This is a genomic window from Methylobacterium sp. WL120 (assembly GCF_008039465.1).
Lineage (GTDB): Bacteria > Pseudomonadota > Alphaproteobacteria > Rhizobiales > Beijerinckiaceae > Methylobacterium > Methylobacterium cerastii.
The window spans coordinates 17,581-38,739 of the sequence record NZ_VRUT01000028.1 but is presented as its reverse complement, the minus strand read 5'-3'; the positions used below and the strand labels follow the sequence as shown (position 1 = coordinate 38,739).

Annotated in this window: 18 protein-coding genes and 1 tRNA gene; 7 read left to right on the top strand and 12 right to left on the bottom strand. The window is 71.0% G+C overall.

Translation table 11 applies throughout. The annotated features are described in order from the left end of the window. Positions 1-186 precede the first annotated feature (186 nt). Complete coding sequence (locus FV229_RS08185; protein WP_147751487.1) at positions 187-390, bottom strand: hypothetical protein; 204 nt, start codon at positions 388-390, stop codon at positions 187-189. A 300-nt stretch (positions 391-690) separates the two neighbouring features. Here FV229_RS08185 and FV229_RS08180 point away from each other — a divergent pair, with 300 nt between their 5' ends. From FV229_RS08180 to rimM, 4 genes are all read left to right on the top strand, one after another. Beyond that, positions 691-906, top strand: coding sequence for a glutathione S-transferase (locus FV229_RS08180; RefSeq protein WP_147751486.1), 216 nt, complete (start codon positions 691-693; stop codon positions 904-906). Between the two features lie 4 nt (positions 907-910). After that, positions 911-2,479 (top strand): signal recognition particle protein, encoded by a 1,569-nt coding sequence (gene ffh, locus FV229_RS08175; RefSeq protein WP_147751485.1) that lies wholly within the window; start codon positions 911-913, stop codon positions 2,477-2,479. A 97-nt stretch (positions 2,480-2,576) separates the two neighbouring features. Continuing rightward, entirely contained in the window at positions 2,577-2,939 is a 363-nt protein-coding gene (gene rpsP, locus FV229_RS08170) for a 30S ribosomal protein S16 (RefSeq protein ID WP_147728730.1), read from the top strand. A gap of 146 nt (positions 2,940-3,085) precedes the next feature. Continuing rightward, a complete protein-coding gene (gene rimM / locus FV229_RS08165) occupies positions 3,086-3,616 on the top strand; it encodes a ribosome maturation factor RimM (RefSeq protein ID WP_246685590.1) in 531 nt (176 codons plus the stop codon). Between the two features lie 18 nt (positions 3,617-3,634). Here the strand turns inward: rimM and FV229_RS08160 are convergent, their stop codons facing one another. Both FV229_RS08160 and FV229_RS08155 read right to left on the bottom strand, forming a co-directional pair. After that, a complete protein-coding gene (locus FV229_RS08160; protein ID WP_147751483.1) occupies positions 3,635-5,947 on the bottom strand; it encodes a PAS domain-containing protein in 2,313 nt (770 codons plus the stop codon). A 4-nt stretch (positions 5,948-5,951) separates the two neighbouring features. Further along, entirely contained in the window at positions 5,952-6,770 is an 819-nt protein-coding gene (locus tag FV229_RS08155) for a Crp/Fnr family transcriptional regulator (protein ID WP_147751482.1), read from the bottom strand. A 173-nt stretch (positions 6,771-6,943) separates the two neighbouring features. Between FV229_RS08155 and FV229_RS08150 the strand changes: the two genes are divergently transcribed. Next, positions 6,944-8,059, top strand: coding sequence for an MBL fold metallo-hydrolase (locus FV229_RS08150; protein WP_147751481.1), 1,116 nt, complete (start codon positions 6,944-6,946; stop codon positions 8,057-8,059). Between the two features lie 27 nt (positions 8,060-8,086). Here FV229_RS08150 and FV229_RS08145 read toward each other — a convergent pair whose 3' ends face one another. The 4 genes from FV229_RS08145 to FV229_RS08130 form a co-directional block, all read right to left on the bottom strand. Beyond that, on the bottom strand, positions 8,087-8,908 hold the full coding sequence (locus tag FV229_RS08145) for an EamA family transporter (RefSeq protein ID WP_147751491.1): 822 nt from the start codon (positions 8,906-8,908) through the stop codon (positions 8,087-8,089). 70 nt (positions 8,909-8,978) lie between these two features. Then, entirely contained in the window at positions 8,979-10,292 is a 1,314-nt protein-coding gene (hslU, locus tag FV229_RS08140) for an ATP-dependent protease ATPase subunit HslU (protein WP_147751480.1), read from the bottom strand. Beyond that, positions 10,289-11,389 (bottom strand): hypothetical protein, encoded by a 1,101-nt coding sequence (locus FV229_RS08135; protein WP_246688105.1) that lies wholly within the window; start codon positions 11,387-11,389, stop codon positions 10,289-10,291. The genes hslU and FV229_RS08135 overlap by 4 nt, the downstream gene beginning before the upstream one ends. A 97-nt stretch (positions 11,390-11,486) precedes the next feature. Beyond that, positions 11,487-13,157, bottom strand: a complete 1,671-nt coding sequence (locus tag FV229_RS08130) for a HAMP domain-containing methyl-accepting chemotaxis protein (protein ID WP_147751479.1) — start codon at positions 13,155-13,157, stop codon at positions 11,487-11,489. Positions 13,158-13,420: 263 nt separating this feature from the next. On the opposite strand from FV229_RS08130, the gene FV229_RS08125 reads away from it, so the two are divergent. Further along, positions 13,421-14,854, top strand: coding sequence for a hypothetical protein (locus tag FV229_RS08125; RefSeq protein ID WP_147751478.1), 1,434 nt, complete (start codon positions 13,421-13,423; stop codon positions 14,852-14,854). Positions 14,855-14,908: 54 nt separating this feature from the next. On the opposite strand, the gene hslV is transcribed toward FV229_RS08125, so the two are convergent. The 5 genes from hslV to FV229_RS08100 form a co-directional block, all read right to left on the bottom strand. Next, entirely contained in the window at positions 14,909-15,445 is a 537-nt protein-coding gene (gene hslV / locus FV229_RS08120; protein ID WP_147751489.1) for an ATP-dependent protease subunit HslV, read from the bottom strand. Between the two features lie 136 nt (positions 15,446-15,581). Then, the gene (locus tag FV229_RS08115) at positions 15,582-16,304 is read right to left on the bottom strand and encodes an ABC transporter ATP-binding protein (RefSeq protein ID WP_147751477.1); all 723 of its coding nucleotides are present in this window, start codon (positions 16,302-16,304) and stop codon (positions 15,582-15,584) included. After that, positions 16,297-18,402, bottom strand: coding sequence for a branched-chain amino acid ABC transporter ATP-binding protein/permease (locus FV229_RS08110; protein ID WP_147751476.1), 2,106 nt, complete (start codon positions 18,400-18,402; stop codon positions 16,297-16,299). The genes FV229_RS08115 and FV229_RS08110 overlap by 8 nt, the downstream gene beginning before the upstream one ends. Before the next feature lie 4 nt (positions 18,403-18,406). Beyond that, positions 18,407-19,279, bottom strand: coding sequence for a branched-chain amino acid ABC transporter permease (locus tag FV229_RS08105; RefSeq protein WP_147751475.1), 873 nt, complete (start codon positions 19,277-19,279; stop codon positions 18,407-18,409). A 211-nt stretch (positions 19,280-19,490) separates the two neighbouring features. Beyond that, the gene (locus FV229_RS08100; protein WP_147751474.1) at positions 19,491-20,717 is read right to left on the bottom strand and encodes an ABC transporter substrate-binding protein; all 1,227 of its coding nucleotides are present in this window, start codon (positions 20,715-20,717) and stop codon (positions 19,491-19,493) included. Between the two features lie 367 nt (positions 20,718-21,084). Between FV229_RS08100 and FV229_RS08095 the strand changes: the two genes are divergently transcribed. Further along, positions 21,085-21,158, top strand: a tRNA-Gln gene (locus FV229_RS08095). Position 21,159: the final 1 nt, after the last annotated feature.

Here is a 21,159-nt window from a genome sequence, read left to right as displayed (position 1 = left end):
GCGCAGCGGGCCCGGGGTCGGGCGTCCACCGGACTCGTACGGGGGCAGGTTGCGGGCGGGGTCCGACATCGGTGTGTCCTCAACGATCGAGGCCATTCAGTGCCGAACATGCTTAACGATCGGTAAAAGTTAACGCTGCGTCTGCGTTCGATCGCGAGAATGTGGGCCGGATCCCGCCCTCCTCCGTCAGGCCTTGCCGGCGTCGACGCTTGGCTCGACCCCTGGCTCGACCTCGCGGTCGACGTTCTGCTCGCGCTCGTCGAAGGTGTAGCCTTCGAGCCAGTCGGCGCTGTCCTGGGAGCCGGCGGGATACGGGTCGGCCGAGAGCGGCGCGCCCTGCGTCTTGGCGGCCCTGCCCTCGTCCCTGATCTTGGCCGAGACGTATGCCATGCGGTCGTCCTCCTTCATGCTTCGTCGGATCATCGAAGGTGGGAGAGGCAGGCGAAAAGGCGAGCCCGGCCGTAGGGGCGGCTGCCGGGGAAGCTGCCGGTGCGTGCAAAAATTGACTTTTGGCGCCGGCTTCCGTATCGCCCGGCGCATCCGACGTTCGTCGTCGATTCCGAAGCCGACCGGTCCATCGAGGCCGGAGGTCAACGCCCGACAGCGCGTCCGCGCCCTCGGGCGTGCTCGGCGTTGGCGGCAGGCGTCCTCACGAAGGCCGTCCTTGACCCACGCCATGACCTTTACGCCATGACACCATCCGCCGCCCTGCGCATCGAGGATGCCGTGAACGAGGCCTGCCCCTGGTCGGGCAAGCCGATCGCGGCCGATTCCCTGACGCTCTACAACGGCGCCGTGGTCGGCTTCTGCAATCCCGAGTGCCGGGACAAGTTCGCCCGCGCGCTCAGTGCCTTCGAGGACGCGTTCCAGGCGCGCCGCGCCGCCGCGTCCGGCCTGGACCAGTAGCGCCATGTTCGAGGGCCTTTCCGACCGCCTGTCCGGCATCCTCTCCGGCCTCACCCGCCGGGGCGCGCTGACCGAGGCCGACGTCACCGCCGCGATGCGCGAGGTCCGTCGTGCCCTGCTCGAGGCCGACGTGGCCCTCGAAGTGGTGCGCGGCTTCACCGACGCGGTGCGCGACAAGGCCGTCGGCGCCGTCGTGCTGAAGTCGGTCACGCCCGGCCAGATGGTCGTGAAGATCGTCAACGACGAGCTCGTGGCGATGCTCGGCACCGACGCCGGCGTGATCGACCTGAACGCCCCCGCCCCGGTGCCGATCCTGATGGTCGGCCTGCAGGGCTCGGGCAAGACCACCACCACCGCCAAGATCGCCCGGCGCCTGTCCGACCGCGAGAAGCGCAAGGTGCTGCTCGCCTCCCTCGACACCCGCCGCCCGGCGGCGATGGAGCAGCTGGCGATCCTCGCGGCCCAGGTCGGCGTCGCCTGCCTGCCGATCGTCGCCGGCCAGTCGGCGGTGCAGATCGCCAAGCGCGCCATGGACGCCGCCCGGCTCGGCGGCTTCGACGTGGTGATGCTCGACACCGCCGGCCGCACCACGGTCGACGAGGCCCTGATGCAGGAAGCCGCCGAGGTGAAGGCGGCGACGAACCCCCACGAGGTGCTGCTCGTCGCCGACGCGCTCACCGGCCAGGACGCGGTCAACACCGCGCGCGCCTTCGACCAGCGGCTCGGCGTCACCGGCATCGTGCTCACCCGCATGGACGGCGATTCGCGCGGCGGCGCGGCGCTCTCGATGCGCGCCGTCACCGGCAAGCCGATCAAGCTCGTCGGCACCGGCGAGAAGGTCGACGCGCTGGAGGAGTTCCATCCCTCCCGCGTCGCCAACCGCATCCTCGGCATGGGCGACATCGTCTCGCTCGTCGAAAAGGCGGCCGAGACCATCGACCACGAGCAGGCGCTCCGCACCGCGGAGAAGATGCGCAAGGGTAAGTTCGACCTCGATGACCTGTCGATGCAGCTCGGACAGATGGAGAAGATGGGCGGCATCGGCGGCCTGATGGGCATGCTGCCCGGCATGGGCGCGATGAAGAAGCAGGTCGAGGGCGCCAACCTCGACGAGAACATGTTCAAGCGCCAGCGCGCGATCATCTCCTCGATGACCGCGCAGGAGCGCAAGAACCCCGACCTGCTCAAGAACTCCCGCAAGAAGCGCATCGCGGCGGGTTCGGGCACCAAGGTCGAGGAGCTGAACAAGCTCCTGAAGATGCACCGGACCATGGCCGACATGATGAAGGCGATGGGCTCAGGCAAACGCGGCATCGGCCAGGCTTTGGGCTCGATGTTCGGCCTCGGCGGCGGCGGGATGCCGGGCGGCATGGGCGGCGGGATGCCCGGCCTTCCGCCGGGAATGCCCGAGCCGACGCCGGAGCAGATCGAGGCGATGCAGAAGCAGTTCGGCGGCAAGCTGCCGCCGATGCCCCCCGGCCTCGGGGGGGCTGGCAAGATGCCGAGCCTTCCGGGCCTCGGAGGCTCGAAGATGCCGGGTCTCGGCGGCTTCCCGTTCGGGAAGAAGAAGTAGGGCGAAGGGGGAGTAGCGAATGCGGCTTTCGGCCTTTCATTCGCTACTCACTACTCACCATTCGTTGATCGATCGAAGCATATCAGGAGTTGAAGACATGTCCCTCAAGATCCGCCTCACCCGTGGCGGCGCCAAGAAGCGCCCGTACTACCGCATCGTCGTCGCCGACGCCCGTGCCCCCCGCGACGGCCGCTTCATCGAGAAGGTCGGCGCCTACGACCCGATGAAGGCCAAGGACGACCCGGCCCGCATCGTGCTCGAGGCCGAGAAGATCACGGCCTGGCTCGCCAAGGGCGCGCAGCCGACCGACCGCGTGCTACGCTTCCTCGACGCCGCGGGGCTCGCCAAGCGCCCGACCCGCAACAACCCGCAGAAGGCGGAGCCGGGCGAGAAGGCCAAGGAGCGCGCCGCCAAGCGCGCCGAGAAGGCCGCCAAGCCCGCCGAGGACGCGGCCGCCTGAGGAGCCAGAGCATGCGTCGTCCCGCAGGCCCATCCCGCGGCGACGGCGCGCGCCGCGGCGCCATCGCGCCCGACACCCAGACTTCGCCGCGGCCCAAGCCCGCGGCGAAGCCGGCCCCCGTCTCGGTCGACCCGAACCTCGTCGTGATGGGCGAGTTCGGCCGGGCGCAGGGGCTCAACGGCGAGATCCGCCTGAAATCCTATACCGGCGACCCGCAGGCTATCGCCGGCTACGGCCCGCTCGTTTCGGCCGACGGCCGGACGTTCGAACTCACGAGCGTGCGCCCGGCTCCCGGGTCGTCGCCCGACCTCCTGGTCGCGCGCGTCCGCGGCGTCTCCGACCGGACCGGCGCCGAGGCCCTGAACCGCACCCTCCTCTACGTCCCCCGCGAGCGCCTCGGCGAGCCGGATGCGGACGAGGTCTTCACCGCCGACCTCGTCGGGCTGCCGGCGATCGACGCCGCCGGCACGGTGATCGGGACCGTCGTCGCGGTGCCGAACTACGGCGGCGGCGACCTCCTGGAGATCAAGCCCGTACAGGGGGGCGCCACGGCGCTCCTGCCCTTCACAAAGGCCTTCGTCCCCGACCTCGACGTCGCGGCGCGGCGCGTCGTGGTGGCGCCGCCGGAGGATTTCTTCGTGCCCGCCGGGCCGAAGCCCGCGGACGATCCGGGCTGAGCGAGACCGGCCTCCGGCTTACGATTCGAGCAGCCCGCTCAAGGGGGCCGTGACCGTGCAGGTGACCCCGCTCTCCGGGTAGGCGAGCCTCACCGTGCCGCCGATCGCGCCGACGAGGCCGCGCTCGATCAGGCGGGTGCCGAACCCCTTGCGGGTCGGCTCGACCACGCACGGACCGCCCTGCTCGCGCCAGAGCAGGTGGATGACGGCGCTCCCGTCCGCGCGGTCCCTGCCCTCGACCTCCCAGCGCAGGACGACGCTGCCGTCCGGCACCGAGAGCGCGCCGTACTTGACCGCGTTGGTGGCCAGCTCGTGCGCCATCAGCGCCAGCGACAGCGCCGCCTTCGGGCCGACTGCGAGGTCGGGCCCCGAGAGCCGGAACCGCTGCGGCCCGCCGTCGTCGTGGATGCTCAGGGCGCCGCGCAGCACTGCCTCCATGCCTGCGCTCTCGCTTTCGCCGGAGAGCAGGATGTCGTGGGCCTTGCCCATGGCCACGAGGCGGGCCGACAGTGCCTCGCGGGCGGCGTCGAGGTCGGTGACGTTGCGCAAGGTCTGCGTCGCGATCGCCTGCACCAGGGCGAGGGTGTTCTTCAGGCGGTGCCCGAGCTCGTGGTGGAGGATGTCCTGCTGCTGCGCAGCGCGCTTGCGGTCCTCGATGTCGCCGACCGCCACCACCGCGCCGATGGTGACGCCGTTGGAATCCTTCACGGCCTCGCCGATGATCTCGATCCAGCGACGCGACCCGTCGGGCCGCTGGTAATGCGCCTCCAGCTCGGCGTGGTCGACCTCGCCGGCGGTGATGCGGGCGAGCGGGTAGTCCCCGGGCGGCACTGGCGACCCGTCGGCCCGGTAGGCGCGGTAGGCGCCGTACCCGTCCCGGTCTTCGGCTTGCACGGTCGGGTGGCCGAGGATGCGCTCCAGGCGCGGGTTGCCGAACACGATCCGTCCGCTCGGCGCCTCCGCCAGCAGGATCCCCACCGGCATGGTCTGCAGGACGGTGTCCAGCTGCGCCTGGTTCTGGCGCAGGCGCCGCTCGGTCTCGTTGCGGCGGGTGATGTCGAGCATCGCCCCGATCATCCGCACCGCCCGGCCGGCGTCGTCGCGGATGATGTAGCCGCGGTCGATCACGGCGGCGTAGCTGTCGTCGCCGCGCCGGAAGCGGTACTCGTCGGTCCAGGTCTCGACGGTGCCGTCGATCGCCGCGCGGATGCTGCGGGCGATCCGGTCGCGGTCCTCCGGATGGATCTGGGCGAGCCACCACGCGCCCTGCGGCACCACCGCGCCGAGGTCGTGGCCGTGGGCGAGCGTCAGCGCTTCGTTCCAGCGGACCTGGTCGGCGACGAGGTCCCAGTCCCAGATCGCGTCGGTGGTGGCGCGCGCCGCCAGGCGGTAGCGCTCCTCGGTCGCCTTCAGGGCGAGGTCGGCGGCCTTGTGCTCGGTGATGTCGCGGACCGAACCGATGAAGCGGACGGCGACGCCGTCCTCGACGATCGCCCGGCCGCGGGCCGCGAGCCAGCGCTCGACGCCGGTGTCGGCCGCGACCACCCGGTAGTCGGTGTCGAACACGCCGACGCCGTCCGCGTCCATGGCCGCCCGGACCGCCGCGTCCGCGCGCTCCCGGTCGTCGGGGTGGACGCCGCCGAGATAGGTCTCCGCGTAGGTGATCGGGCCGCGCGCCGGCACGCCGAACAGGGCGCGCACCCGCGCGTCCCAGCGCAGCTCGCCGGTGGCGAGGTCGAAGTCGAAGATGCCGATGCCGGTGGCCTCGACCGCGAGGCGCAGCTGCTCCTCGGCGCGGGCGCGGGCGGCGAGCGCCTGCTCGCGGTTCTCGATCGCCCGGCGCAATTCGAGCTGGACCATCACCTGGCGCGCCAGCGCGGTCAGGGTCGCCGTCTGCCGCGCCGTCAAGCCCTCGGGGCGCGGCACGGAGTCGATGACGCAGAGCGTGCCCAGCGCGAAGCCGTCCTGCGTGTGCAGCGGCGCCCCGGCATAGAACCGGATCTGCGGATCGCCGGTGACAAGGGCGTTGTCGCGGGTCCGCGGGTCGCGGGTCAGGTCGGGGATGACGAGGATGCCGTCGCGGCCGAGCGCGTGCGCGCAGACCGATTGGGTCAGCGGCGTCTCGCACGGGTCGAACCCGATCCGCGCCTTGAACCATTGCCGGTCCTTGGCGACGAAGCTGACGAGCGCCGTCGGGGTCTCGCAGGCCTGCGAGGCCAGGAGGACGATGTCCTCGAAGCCGCTCTCGGCGGGCGTGTCGAGGATGCCGTATTCGTCGAGGGCGGCGAGGCGCGCGCCGTCGAGCGGGTCCGGGGTCGGTGCGGCGGTCATGGCCTCACGCCGCCTTTTCTCGCGAGGCCGAACCGCCTTGCGCGGCCGAACCCGCCGCGCCGGCCGCCGCCGGGTCGACGGCGACCAGCGTGCCGTCGTCGCGGTAGACCGCGCCGAGCACGTCCTCGAAATGGCGGCGCACGCGGTCGTGGCACTCGCAGGCCGCCCGCTCCAGGGCCGCCCGGTCGCGGATGGTGATGCGCCCGCGGGCCACCGTGATCATCCCGCGGTCGTGCAGGCCGCGCAGCACGCCCGACAGGTAGGTGCGGCGCACGCCGAGCATCTCGGCCAACACGTCCTGGGTGATCGGCAGGACGTCGGTCGAGAGCCGGTCGTGCAGGGTCAGCAGCCACTTGGCCGCGCGCTGCTCGATCGGGTGCAGGGCGTTGCAGGCGACCGATTGCAGGAGCTGGGCGATCAGGCAGTCGGAGTAGCGTGTGAACAGGTTGCGCAGGGTGCGCGAGGCCTGCTTGGCCGCCTGGAGGCGCCCGGCTTCCACGCGCAAGGCCGGGCCGCCGATCTGCACCACGGCGCGGCTGAAGGCCGGCAGGTAGCCCTGGCTGACCACGCCGCCGACGGCGCCCTCCCAGCCCACCGTCGCCGTCTCGGCCATGCGGCCGTCGAGCATGGTGATCGCCAGGGTGACCACCGTGTGGTCGCAGGGGAAGGTGACGTGCGAGACCGGGTCGCCCGAGCCGAACACGACGTCGCCGCGCACGAACTCCACCGGTTCGGCGTAGGGCGCGATCAGCGCCCGGTCGGCGGGCTGCAGGGCGCGCAGCAGGAGGTTCCTGCCGAAGGACGGGGCGGCGGTGACGGCCATGGCGGCAGCGGTTCGATCCTCACGTGCATCAAGGCCATAGCGCAGCGCGAGGCCGCCGTCTGTTCACAAGGCGAAGTTCGCGCCGATTTTCGCGGAGGCTGTCCCCGGTGCCAGTTCGCGACGACAGGGACGTCGGCTTGATTCCCAGGCGGCGCCGGCCATGTGATCACGGCATGAAACGGCGAAGCCTGCTCACGGCCGCGAGCGCGGCCACGGTGATGACCCTGGGCGGCGTCGGCTACGCCGTGCACCGGCGCGGGCGGAACCCGTATTACCGCGGGCCGACGAGCGACCACTTCGACGGGGTGCGGTTCTTCGCGCCCGGCCAGGTCGTCGACAAGGCCCAGGTCGCCGACAATTCCCAAGTCGCCGACAAGACTCAAGCCGCCGACAAGTCCTTGGGCGACGTCGTCCGCTGGAAGGCGGAGCGCGGCGGCACGGCGTGGCCGAAACGCCATCCGAGCCCGTTCCCGGCCGACCGGCCGCCGGAGCGCGTCTCGGACCTGCGCGTCGTGCTGATCGGGCACGCCAGCTACCTCGTGCAGGTCGCCGGCCGCAACATCCTGATCGACCCGGTCTTCGCAACGCGCGCGAGCCCGGTGCGCTTCGCCGGGCCGAAGCGGGTCAACCCGCCCGGCATCGCGATGGCCGACCTGCCGGCGATCGATTGCGTGCTGATCACCCACAACCACTACGACCATCTCGACGGGCCGAGCCTCGCGCGAGTCTGGCAGGCGCACCAGCCGCTCGTCGTCGCGCCGCTCGGCAACGACGCGATCCTGCGCGGCTACGACGAGACGATGCACGTCGAGACCCGCGACTGGGGCGGCTCGGTCGACCTGGGCGATGGCGTGAGCGTGCACCTGACGCCGGCCTACCACTGGTCGGCACGAGGTCTGAACGACCGGCGCATGGCCCTGTGGTGCGCCTTCGTGATCACGTCGCCCGAGGCCGTCCACTACCATGTCGGCGACACCGGCTTCGGCGACGGGGCGATCTTCCGCGACGTGCGGACGCGCTTCGGTGCTCCGCGGCTCGCGACCCTGCCGATCGGCGCCTACGAGCCGCGTTGGTTCATGCAGGCGCAGCACATGAACCCGGCCGACGCGGTCGCCGCCCTCGACCTGCTCGACGCGCGCCAGGCGCTCGGGCACCATTGGGGCACCTTCAAGCTCACCGACGAGGGCATCGAGGCGCCGGCCGAGGCGCTGGACGCCGCGATGGACCAGGCCGGGCAGCCGCGCGCGCGTTTTTTGGCGATGCGGCCCGGGCAGGTGTGGGAGAGCTGACCGCACTGGGGCCGCCCGCGCCCGCCTTCAAGGCGTCGTCGCGGCCGCCTTCGCAGCCCTGCGACCGCCGGCAGTGATGCCGGCCGAGGCCGCGATCACGCAGCCGATCGCCAGCCATTGGAGCGGCGACAGGCGCTCGCCGAGCAGGATCAGCGCCGCAAGCGCGGCGATCGCCGGCTCCAGGCTCATCATCACCCCGAAGGCCTGACGCGTCAGGCGGCGCAGGGCCACCATCTCGAGGGAATACGGCAGGGCGCTCGACAGCACCGCGATCCCGAAGCCGAGGACCAGCGTCGCCGGGTCGAACAGGGCCGCACCGGAACTCGCCAGGCCGAACGGCGCCACCACCAGGGCCGCGGCCAGCATGCCCAGCGACACCGCCTGCCCGCCGTCGACCCGCCCGGCACGCTGCCCGAACACGATGTAGAGCGCCCAGGCCAAGGCCGCGACCAGGGCGTAGGCGACGCCGACCGGGTCGAGGCCGCCGGCGTCGCGCAGGGGCAGCAGCAGCCCGAGGCCGAGGATGGCGAGGCCGATCCAGGCGAAGTCGGCCGCCCGGCGCGAGGCCGAGAGCGCGACCGCGAGCGGCCCCAGGAACTCGATCGCCACCGCCGGCCCGAGCGGGATCGTGCGCAGCGCCAGGTAGAAGGTCAGGTTCATCATCCCGAGCGCCGCGCCGTAGAGCGCGATCATCCCGGCCTCGCGAAGCCCCAGGCTTCGCCGCCACGGACGCCACACCGCGAGCAGGATCAGGGCCGAGAAGCCGACGCGCAGGCTCGACACCCCGGCGGCGCCGACGGCCGGGAACAGGCTCTTGGCCAGGGCCGCCCCGCTCTGGAGCGAGACCATGCCGGCGACGAGCGCGACGACGGGCAGGAGCGTCGCCGACGCCCCTGCCCGCTCGATGTGGCGCACCACGCTACAGGATGAAGCGGCTGAGGTCGGCGTTGGCCGCGAGGCTCTCGACCCGGTCGCGGACGTAGGCCGCGTCGATCGCCACCGTCTCCCCGGCCCGGTCGGTGGCGGTGAACGAGACCTCGTCGATGACGCGCTCCAGCACGGTCGAGAGGCGTCGCGCGCCGATGTTCTCGACCGAGCCGTTCACCTCCACGGCGACGCGGGCGAGCGCGTCCACCGCGTCGTCCGAGAAGGCCAGCGTCACGCCTTCCGTCTGCATCAGCGCCACCGTCTGCTTGAGCAGGCTCGCCTCGGTGGAGGTGAGGATCTGCTTGAAGTCCTCGACGGTGAGCGGCTGCAGCTCGACGCGGATCGGCAGGCGGCCCTGCAGCTCCGGCAGCAGGTCGGCGGGCTTCGAGACGTGGAAGGCGCCCGACGCGATGAACAGCACGTGGTCGGTCTTCACCGGCCCGTGCTTCGTCGTCACCGTCGTGCCCTCGATCAGCGGCAGCAGGTCGCGCTGCACGCCCTCGCGGGAGACGTCGGCCGAGGAGCGGCCCTCGCGGGCGCAGATCTTGTCGATCTCGTCGAGGAAGACGATGCCGTTGTCCTCGACCTCGCGGATCGCCTCGCGGATCAGCGCGTCGTCGTCGACGAGCTTGTCGGATTCCTCCGTCAGCAAAGGCGCGTAGGCGTCGCGCACGCTCATCCGGCGCGGCTTGCCCTTGGTGGCGCCGAACGCCTTGCCGAACATGTCGCCCAAGTTGACCGCGCCCATGGACGCGCCCGGCATGCCGGGGATCTCGAACATCGGCATGCCCGAGGACGGGTTGCCGGCAAGCTCGATCTCGACCTCCTTGTCGTCGAGCTGGCTGTCGCGGAGCTTCTTGCGGAAGCTGTCGCGGGTGGGCTGGCTCGCGGTCGGGCCGACCAGGGCGTCGAGGATGCGGTTCTCGGCCGCCGCCTCGGCCTTGGCCTTGACCGCCTTGCGCTTCTCCTCGCGCACGAGCCCGATCGCCACCTCGACGAGGTCGCGCACGATCTGCTCGACGTCGCGGCCGACATAGCCGACCTCGGTGAACTTGGTGGCCTCGATCTTGAGGAACGGCGCGCCGGCGAGCCGCGCCAGGCGGCGGGCGATCTCGGTCTTGCCGCAACCGGTCGGGCCGATCATCAGGATGTTCTTCGGCGCGACCTCCTCGCGCAGCGGCCCGGTGAGCTGCTGCCGGCGCCAGCGGTTGCGCAGCGCGATGGCGACGGCGCGCTTGGCGTCGTGTTGGCCGACGATGAAGCGGTCGAGTTCCAAGACGATCTCGCGGGGGGAAAACGTGGTCATCGGGCTCCGATCGGGTGCGGCAGCCGGGCTGCCAGGCGCGCGGGCAGGCCGCGCAGGACGAGGCCCCGCATCGCGTGCCAGCCGGCGCTGAGAAGCAGGACGAAGGCGCCGAGCGCGAGGAAGCTCAGCGGGGCGGCCCGGCTGGTGAATCCGGCATCGCGGATCAGGGTTCCGAACGCGATCCCGGCATAGGTCAGGCCGGCGACCAGGATCGCGCGCCGGTCGGTGACCAGGGCCACCAGCGCCAGCAGCAGGACGACCCCGAGCACCAGGATCGCCGAGACCGTCGTCGGCGCGTCGCCGCTCCGGAGGACCGTGGTCAGCATCGGATGCACGATCAGCGGGGCGGCGAGCAGGTGCAGCCAGAACGCGATGTCGGTGCGTCGGGTCTGGCGCTGCCGGTCGGCGAGGTCGAAACGCATCGCGAGCGCGAAGACCGCGAGGCCCGCCGTGACCAGCAACGCGCTGAAGGCGCCGGTGTCGAGGCTCGGCACGAGGGCGAAGGCCAGCGCCAGCAGCGTGCCCGCGAGCGCCGCCGCGCCCGCCGCGATGGTGATCGGCACGGAAAAGCGCCGGTAATGCAGGGCGCACAGCGCCAGCGTCGCGAGCGCCGCCCCAGCATAGGGGAGCGGCGCCGGCGCGCCCGAACCGCTCGGTCCCGGCAGGGCGCTGCTCCAGCCGACGGCGATGCCCGCCATCGACGAGACGGCGAGAAAGGATTCCACCGCGAAGATCGCGAGCAGCGCGATGCTCGGCAGCGCCATCCTGCGGCGGCGGGTGAAGAACTCGGCGAGCCCCCAGGCCAGGGCCGCCACGAGCACCCGGCTTCCGGTCTCGCCGAGGGTGTCGCCGGCCAGCCACCACGCCGCGCCAAGGAACAGGGCGATGCCGAGGGTGACGAAGATGTCGGCGAAGCCCGTGATGAAGCGCAGGCGCTCGTCGTCGTCCACCCGCTCCGGCTCGGGAGCCGCCACCTCGCGGGCGAGCCGGTCGAGGGCCTCGACCTGCGCCGCGGTGAGGATGCCGCGGGCGACCGCACGCGACAGGAGCGCGTGGTCGATCACCGGACGGACGGCGGGCAGGAGGATTGCGGGCACGAGAGGGGATGGCGCATCGCCCCGATCTAAGCGCAGGGCGCCACGCTTACCAGAGCCGATCCAGAGAGCGGTCCCGAGAGCGGTTCTCGGCTTGCCTTCAGGCGGCGCGGATCTCGCGGACGAACCCGTCGACCTCGCCGCCGAGGCCCGCGGAGCGGCGCGCGAGGTCTCCGGCCGCAGCCAGGACCTGCCCGGCGGCGTCGCCCGCCTGGAGGGCGGCGGCCTGGACCTCGGCCATGGTCTCGCTCACCGCACGCGTCCCCTCGGCGGCGTCGCTCACGCTGCGGGCGATCTCCTGGGTGGCGAGCTGCTGCTCCTCCACCGCCGCGGAGACGCCCATCGCGATCTCGTGGACGGAGCCGATGGTGCCGCCGATCTCCTCGATCGCCGCCACGGCGTCGGCGGTGGCGTCGCGGATCTTGGCGATCTCGGCGGTGATCCGGTCGGTGGCGAGGGCGGTCTGGCCGGCGAGGCTCTTCACCTCGGCAGCCACCACTGCGAAGCCGCGGCCGGCCTCGCCGGCGCGCGCCGCCTCGATCGTGGCGTTGAGCGCCAGCAGGTTGGTCTGGCCGGCGATACCCGAGATCAGCGAGACGACCTCGCCGATGCTGGCGGCGCTGCGGGCGAGCCGCTGCACGGACTGCTCGGTGCGCCGCGCGTTCTCGACGGCGCCGGCGGCGGCGATCGAGGTCTGCGAGACCTGCGCGCCGATCTCGTTGGCGGTCGCGGCCAGCTCCTCGGTGGCCGCGGCCACCGCCTGGACGTTCATCGAGGCGGTGCCGGCGGCGTCCATCACCGCCTGGGACTGCAGGCTGGTGCGCTCGGCGTTGCGCGCCATGGCGCGGGCGGTCTCCTCCATCGTGCCGGCGGAGGCGGCGAGATGGCTGACGAGGCCGCCGACGCTGCCCTGGAAGCGGTCGGCGAGGGTGTCCATCTCGGCCCGCTTGATCGCCCCGGCTTCGAGGCCGGCCTGCGCCTGGCTGCGGCGCAGGGCGTCCGCCTCCCCCATCGCGTCGGCAAACGTGCGCATGCTCGCCCAGATCGCGCCGATCTCGTCGCGCGACGGCTTGACCGGGGGCAGGTCGCGGTCGCCCTGCGCGAGGCGACGGATCGCCGTGGAGACGGCCCGCAGGGGCTTGGCGATCATCCGATGGCCGACGAGGCCGCCGACGAGCAGGCCGCCGAGGGTTCCGCCGAACGCCAGCGCCAGGAGGAGCCGCAGGCGCTCGACGTAGAGCGCTTCGGCGGCGGCGTTCAGGGTCTCGATGCGCTCGCGGCTCCGCTTCACGAAGGTTTCGATGCCGGTCTGGAAGGCGACGCGGTTGTCGCGATTCGCGTCGGTGAAACCCTGCTCGGCGGCGGCCTTCGGCGAAACCTCCGTGCCGAGGCGGGCGGTCTCGGTGCGGTGCCGGCGGAACTCCGCGGCGTCCTTGGCCACGCGCTCGAACAGCGGGCGGTCCGCCTCCGGCACCGCCGGGCGCCACTCGGTCAGCAGCGCATCGATCGCCGAGAGGTCGCGGACGATGCCGGCGGCGTATTTCCGCGCGGCCTGGGTGTCGGCGGCGGCGTAGATGCCGCGCGATTCCAGCGCCGTGTCGGTGGCGAGCCTAGTGAGCTCGGCGGCGAACAGCGCGTTCTCGGTGGCGTTCCGCGCCGCGCCGACCGATCGGTCGAACGTGCGCAGGGTGTCGAGGCCCACGCCTGCGACCACGAGGGTCACGAGACTCGAGGCGCCGACCAGTCCGAGAAGTTTGCCGCCGATCGTCATGCGCGTCAGGCCCTGTGCTTGCGCAGCGGACCATATCCACAGGTTGTCAAGGACCCGTTACCCATACAACCTGTTCGACGCGGCACGCACGCGGTGCGTAAGCAGGACATCGCTCTGTTCGTCGCCGCGATCCGACCGAAACCGTGAGGTCGTCTGCATAAATCCGGGGGCGGCGCCGGTACAACCTTGACCGTCGTTTCGTCAGACCGGATGAGAGTTCGAGCGCCGGATCGATGTTCGAGCCCGGTTCGGGGGTGACGCACATGAAACGTTGGATCGTGGGGGCCGCCCTCTTCGTCGGGCTGGCCGCGCCGGCCTTCGCCAAGGACATCGTCCTGCCGGCGAAGGAGCCCGCCGTCACCGCGACGATGCCGGACGACTGGGACACCAGCGTCTACGAGACCGAGATCGCCTCCGTCTCGGCGGACGGCGACATCGTCGTCAACATCGCCACCGACAGCAAGTCGCGCCTCGATTCGCTGATCAAGGACAGCAAGGCCTACCTGACGAAGAACAAGGTCAAGCTCGTCGGCAAGCCGACGGAGCAGACCATCGACTTCAACGGCACCCCGGGCCAGGTGCAGCGCTACCAGGCGACGGACAAGAACGGCAAGGCGATCATCGACTTCGTCACCCTCGACGCGAGCCGCAACCGGGCGGTCCTGGTCACCGTGTGGGGCTCCGAGGACGACCGCGCGACCAACGAGACCGCGCTGTCGGCGATCATGAAGAGCGTGACGATCCCGGCCGGCGGCGGTGGCGGCGGGTTCTGGTCGGGCGGCTCCGTGCAGTCCGGCAAGGTCGGGGCGGGCAAATCGGAAGCGAGCAGGGCGGAAGCCCCCGCGGCGGCCAAGCCGCCGGCTCCCGCCGCCGTAGCCTCTCCTCCGGCCGCAGCCCCGGTCGCCAGCCAGAGCCTCGGCGTGCGCCGGGTGCTGTTCGTGACGCGCCCGTCGGAGGGGTTCGGCGACGTCGACCCGCGCGCCGTGGGCGCCTTCCTGCCGAGCGAGAAGGTCATCACCTACATGGAGCCGGTCGGCGAGACGCTGGTGCCGGTGGCCGGCGGCGACGTCCGGTTCGGCCTGGTCGTCGACTACGTGCTGCAGAGCAAGGGCGGTGCGATCCTCGGCGGCCAGAAGGCCGTGATCGACAAGGAGTTCACAGCTGGGAAGGACGGCATCCTGGACGGCTACCCGAAGTTCTCCTTCCACTTCACGCTGGGCATCGCCGGCGTCGACCCGGGCGACTACGTCCTCGCCTTCACCCTGCGGGACAAGTTCAGCGACCGCACCACCCAGGTCGAGCGGCCGTTCACGGTGCTGGCAGCGGCTCCGGCGCCCGCTCCGACGGCTGCAGCGCCTGCGCCCGCGCCGACGACGCCCGCTCCGGCCCCAGTCGTCGCGGCGGCTCCGCCCGCCCCCGCGAGTGGGCTCTGCGCGCAGGACGCGGTGCGCACGGATTTGATGGCCTCAGTCAACGGCGCCCCCGACTTCAAGGACGGCAAGCGCCGGCTCAAGGCGCTGGTCGAGCCCGAGACGGTCTTCGAGGATCGCAAGGGCAAGCGGATGACCTGCCGCTACACCTCGGTCTGGGACGAGACCCAGGACACGGGCACGACCGAGAAGCGCATGAAGATGACCTTCAAGGCCAGCGACGACGGCAAGGACGGCATCGACCTCGATTACAGCTTCGACAAGTAGCGGCCGCGCGGCCTCCCGGCGGCCTCAAAGCCGTCGGGACGGACCGGGTGAGGGTCAGACCGAGTCCGCGTCGAGGGATTCGAGGACGAGGCTGCCGTTGGTGTAGACGCAGATCTCGGCGGCGATCCGCATCGCCTTGCGCACGATCGCCTCGGCGTCGAGGTCGGTGTCCTCCAGGGCGCGCGCGGCCGAAAGGGCGTAGTTGCCCCCTGAGCCGATCGCCATCACGCCGCCCTCCGGCTCCAGCACGTCGCCCGCGCCCGAGAGCAGCAGGCTGACGTCCTTGTCGGCCACCAGCATCATCGCCTCGAGGCGGCGGAGGTAGCGATCGGTGCGCCAATCCTTGGTCAGCTCGACGCAGGCGCGGGTGAGCTGCCCGGGATACTGTTCGAGCTTGGCCTCAAGCCGCTCGAACAGGGTGAAGGCGTCGGCCGTCGCGCCTGCGAAGCCGCCGATCACCGCGCCCTTGGCCAGCCGCCGGACCTTGCGGGCGTTGCCCTTCACGATGGTCTGGCCGAGGCTGACCTGGCCGTCGCCGCCGATGACGACGCGGCCCGCCTTGCGCACCATCAGGATGGTGGTGGCGTGCATCTGAGCGGGGCCTGAATCGTCGTGTGCCAAGGGTGTCTCCGGGGTGTCGCCCGGCGACAGGTAGGGGCTCGCCCCCCGGATTGCCAAGCGGGCGCCCGGGCGGGCGCGATCCGAGCGGACGCCCGGAGGGGCGCGATCAGTGGTCGCCGCCGAGATAGGCCGCCCGCACCGCCGGATCGCTCTTGAGCTGGGCGGCCGGCCCCTGGAACCGGATGCGGCCGTTCTCGAGGACGTAGCCGTAGTCGGCCACGCCCAGAGCCGCCATGGCGAACTGCTCGACGAGCAGCATCGTCACCTGCTCCTCCTTGAGCCGGCGGATGATGCGGAACACCTCCTCGACGAGCTTCGGCGCCAAGCCCATCGAGGGCTCGTCCAGCAGCAGGATGTCGGGGCGCAGCATCAGGGCGCGGCCCATGGCGAGCATCTGCTGCTCGCCGCCCGACAGCGTGCCGGCGAGTTGCAGCCGGCGCTCCTTGAGCCGCGGGAACAGCGCGTAGGCGCGTTCGCGGTCGGCGGCGACGTCGCCCTTCGGCCGCGAGCCGGTGAGCCGCGGGAAGGCGCCGAGCGTCAGGTTGTCCTCGACCGACAGCGTCGGGAACACCCGGCGTCCCTCCGGCGAGTGGGCGAGGCCAGCCCGCGCCACGTCGTGGCTGTCGAGGCCCGAGATCTCTCGGCCGGCGAGCTTGATCGAGCCCGAACGCGGCTGGATCATGCCCGAGAGCGCCCGCATCGTCGTGGTCTTGCCGGCCCCGTTCGAGCCGATCAGCGTAACGACCTTGCCCTTCGGCACCTGGAACGACAGCCCGTGCAGGACCTCGATCTGGCCGTAGCCGGCCGACAGGTTGGCGACCTCAAGCATGGGCTGGCTCCCTGCCGGCATCTTTGCCGGCGTCCTTGCCAGCATCACTGGCCGTGCCGCCCATGTCGTCGGGGGCGCCGAGATAGGCCTCGATCACCTTCGGGTCGGCCTGCACCTCGCGGGCGCCGCCCTCGGCGATCTTGTGCCCGAAATCGAGCACGCTGACGCGGTCGCACAGGCCCATCACCACGTCCATGTGGTGCTCGATCAGGATGACGGTGATGCCGGCGTCGCGGATCTTGCGGATGATCGCGGTGAGGTCCGCGATGTCGGGAGCGGTCAGGCCGGCGGCGGGTTCGTCGAGCAACAACAGCACGGGATCGAGCGCCAGCGCGCGGCCGATCTCGAGCAGGCGCTGCTTGCCGTAGGGCAGGTTGCGGGCCTCGACCTGCGCGAGGCTCGCCAGCCCCATGAAGTCGAGGATCGCCATGGCGCGGGTGCGGGCCTCGCGTTCCTCGCGCTTGCGCCGCGGCGTGCCGAGGATCGCGTCGAAGATCGTGCCGTGGAAAGCGTGGTGCAGGCCGACGAGTACGTTCTCCAGGGCCGTCATCTCGCGGAAGAGCTGGACGTTCTGGAAGGTGCGGGCGACGCCGGACAGCGCGATCTCGGAGGGCGTGCGCCCGTCGAGGCGCTTGGCGGCGCTGCCGGCGGCGGCCAGGGTCACCGACCCGGCGGTGGGTTTGTAGATGCCGGTGAGCACGTTCATCATCGTGCTCTTGCCCGAGCCGTTCGGGCCGATCAGCCCGTGGATCGTACCGGGCTTCACCGACAGGTCGATGCCGGCCAGCGCCTTCAGGCCGCCGAACTGCATCAGGGCCTGCTCGACCTTGAGCAGCGGCTCGGTCCTGGCGGCCTTGCCGCGCTGCGCGATGAGCGCGTCGCCGTCGGCCGAGAGCGCCTTGCCCTCCGCGGTGTGGGCCGGGCGGAGCGCCGGGATCTTCTCGCGCAGGAAGCCGACGATGCCGTCGGGCAGGTAGTAGACGACGAACAGGATCAGCAGGCCGAACACGCTGAGCCTGAAGTCGGTGACCGATTGCAGCGCCAGCGTCGCCGGCAGGAACAGGATGCAGAGCACCACCGGCACGAGGATGGCGAAGCGGTTCTCGGCCTTCCGCACGAAGGCCTGGATGCCGACGACGAGGGCCACCGCGGCGATGAGACCGGCCATGATCCGCACGAGGTCGATGTCGGCCAGGATGTTGGGCATCATCACGATGATGGCCGACCCGATCAGGGGTCCTGCCCGCGACTTCCGGCCGCCCATCGTCACCGCGAGCAGGAACAGCACGGTGAGCTCGAAGCCGTAGGAGTTCGGCGCGACGTAGCGCTCCGACCAGGCGAACAGCGCGCCGGCGAGGCCCGCGAGCGCCGCCGAGACCACGAAGGCGTAGACCTTGTAGCGGTAGACGCTGACGCCCATGCAGTCGCAGGCGATCGGCGAGTCGCGCAGCGCCTCGAAGGCGCGCCCGAACGGCGAGCGCACGATGCGGTTCACCACCACGATCGTCACCAGCAGGCAGGCGCAGACGAGATAGTAGAATTCGAGCTTGCGGCCGGCCGCGCCCCAGGGCGGGGTGATGCCGAACATCGCGAAGTCGATAACGCGGGCCGGCGGCAGGGTGATGCCGAGCGGCCCGTTGGTGATCGGCGTCAGCTCGTTGATGAAGATCTGGACGATGGTGCCGAAGGCGAGCGTCACCATGGCGAGGTACGGGCCGGTGACCCGCAAGGCCGGCACCGCGAGCAGCAGGCCGAAGGCGGAGGTGACGCCGATTCCGGCGAGGAGCCCCCACCAAATCCCGAGCTTGAAATGCAGGAACAGCACGGCCGCCGCGTAGGCGCCGACGCCGAACAGGCCGGCATGGCCAAGGCTGACCTGGCCGGTATAGCCGACGACGATGTCGAGTCCGAGGATCAGGATCGCGTAGATCGCAATCACCAGCAGCAGGTGGATGTAGTAGCTGCTCGTGACCACGTGCGGGAAGGCGGCGAGGAACATCACGAGGAGCACGGCGCCGAGCGCGCCGACATGCCGGCCGATCCCGGCGGAGGCCGAGGGCGCCGGGGCCGCGGCGGGCGCGAAGGTGGATTGCGCCATCGGCTCAGACTTTCTTGATCACGGCCTTGCCGAACAGCCCCACGGGGCGGATCGACAGCACGACGAGGAGCAGGATCAGGCCCGGCACGTCCTTGTAGCCGGTGGAGATGTAGAAGCCGGTCAGCGTCTCGGCGACGCCGAGGATCAGGCCGCCGACGATGACGCCGAGGCCGGATTCGAGGCCGCCGATGATCGCCACCGCGAAGGCCTTGAGCGCCAGCACCGCGCCCATGGTGGCGCCGGTGAGGGTGACCGGGGCGACGAGCACGCCGGCGAATGCCGCCGTCATCGCGCTGATCGAGTAGGACAGCGTGATGACGCGCTTGGTGTTGATGCCCATCAGGCCGGCGGCGTCGATGTCGTTCGAGGTGGCGATCACCGCCTTGCCCCAGATCGACTTGCGATTGAAGATCTCGACCGCGAGCATCATCAGCAGCGCGCCGGCGATGATCAGCAGCTCCATCGGCAGCATGCGGATGCCGCCGAGCTGGAGCGCCTCCTCGGGCAGCGGCGAGGGGAACTTGAGGTCGTCGCGGCCCCAGATGTTCTCGGCGAGGTTCCGGAAGATGATGCCGAGCGCGATGGTGGCCATGATCCACCCGTACTCGGACTTGATCTTCACCGCCGGGCGCACGCCGAGGCGCTCGACGACGGCGCCGAGCGCGAAGCCGAAGACCAGCACCAGCGGGATCATCAGCCAGTAGCCGGTGAACGGCGCCAGCGTGAGGCCGAACAGGGCGCCGAGCGCCAGCGCCTCGCCCTGCCCGAAGTTCAGCGTCTTCGAGGTGGCGAAGGTGAGCTGGTAGCCGAAGGCGATGGCGGCGTAGATCATGCCGACCGCGACGCCGGAGGCGATGAGCTGCAGGAAGATGGTCATCGTGTCACCCGCGCCCGTCCGTGAAGGTCTTTTCGTTCATGCCGCCCGGTTCCGGTTCCGTGCCGGCGCGGGTCCCCTCCCCCGTGCGGGAGGCGCGCGCCGCGACCGCTCGCGATCGCGGCGAGGACCGGCCCGAAGGCCGCGCGCCGCCGGACGCTTGGGGTCAGCGTTCCGGCGGCTTTGGTTCATCCCGCGCGAGCGGCGGGATTCGTCAGTTGGAGGACTTTTCCTTCACGCGCACGACGCCCGCGTTCTTGGCGTCCGCGTCCTTGGCGTAGACGATCTTGCCGTCCTGCACCTTCCCGAACACGACCATGTTGCGCGAGATCGCGTTGTGGTCGGCGGCGGTGAAGGGCTTGTCGTAGGTCGTCACCACGCCCTCGACCTTCTCCTTCAGGTTTTCCAGCGCCTCGCGGATCTTCGGCCCGTCGGTTGAGCCGGCCTGCTTGATCGCGGCGGCGATCAGGAACACCGAGTCGTAGCCCTGCGCGCCGGCGACCGGGGTCGGGATCTTCGTCACGCCGTAGGTCTTGTAGTATTCCTCGAGGAAGGCCTTGCGCTTGGGCAGCGTCTTGTCCTCGATGAAGGTCTGCGGCATCACCACGCCGTTGCCGTTGGCGCCGGCGATGTCGATGAAGCTCTGCATCGAGGCCGGCCACGAGGTGATCATCGGTACCTTCCAGCCGAGCTTGGCCATGCCGTTGGCGATCTGCGCCAGCTCCGGCCCGATGCCGTAGGCGAGGATCACGTCGGCGCCGGCCTGCTGGGCCTTCAGCAGCTGGGCCGTCATGTCGACGTCCTTGATGTTGAACTTCTCGACCACGACCGGCTTCACGCCCTTGGCGCCGAGGTACTTCTCGATGTCCTCGCGGCCGAGCTGGCCGTAATTGGTCGAGTCGGCGAGGATGGCGATCTTCTTGTGGCCCTGCGCGACGGCCTCGTCGACCATCATGCCGGCCTGGAGCACGTCGTAGGCCGAGTTCCGGAAGACGTAGTTGCTGTCGTAGTCCGGCGCCTTGAACTGGTTGGTGATGATCGTGCCGGTGGCGACGTTGTTGAACACCGGGATCTCGGCTTCCTGGTAGAAGCGCTGCGCAGCGAGCGCCACGCCGGTGTTGACGAAGCCCAGGGTCGCGACGACCTTCTCCTTGCTGATGAGCTCCTGCGCCACCTGGGCGCCGACCTCGTTCTTGGCCTCGTCGTCGCGCTCGACGAGCTGGATCTGCCGGCCGAGCACGCCGCCGGCCTTGTTGATCTCGGCGGCCGCCAGGCGCGCGCCGTCGCGCATCGAGACGCCCATGGCGGAGGAGCCGCCGGTATAGGGGCCGGTCACGCCGATCTTGATCGGGTCTGCGGCCTGGGACGGCAGGGCGCCGAGCGTGGCCAGTGCGGTCGCGCCGAGCAGGGCGCCGACGAACGCGCGCGTCGTCAGTCTCATGGCTGTTTCCTCCGTATCCCGATCCGGGCGTTTCTTCTGTCGCGGCGCCTTGTGGCGCCGTCGCGGGCTCTGCGGCCCGAAGTGTCGGGCCCCGGCCCGGGCGCTGGAATATTGTCGAACGTGCGCACGAACGCAACGCACCGCGCTGGGGCAAACCTACAAATCCAAAGGGTTGTGGGATTTCGCGGCGATCCTCGCACCGCCGCGCCGGCGGATGGGGCCGAGCCGGAATCGCGAAAGCGCGGCCGAACCCTGTTGACCGATCCGCGCTTTCCCCTTAACGGGAGCGCTCCCGAACGACGGACCCCTCCCGAGCGGTCGCCGGCTTCCCGCCGGCCCGGATCGCAGGCGGCCTCCGTACCTTCGGTGGGGGATAGTTTAACGGTAGAACGGTGGACTCTGACTCCTCTGGTCCTGGTTCGAATCCAGGTCCCCCAGCCAA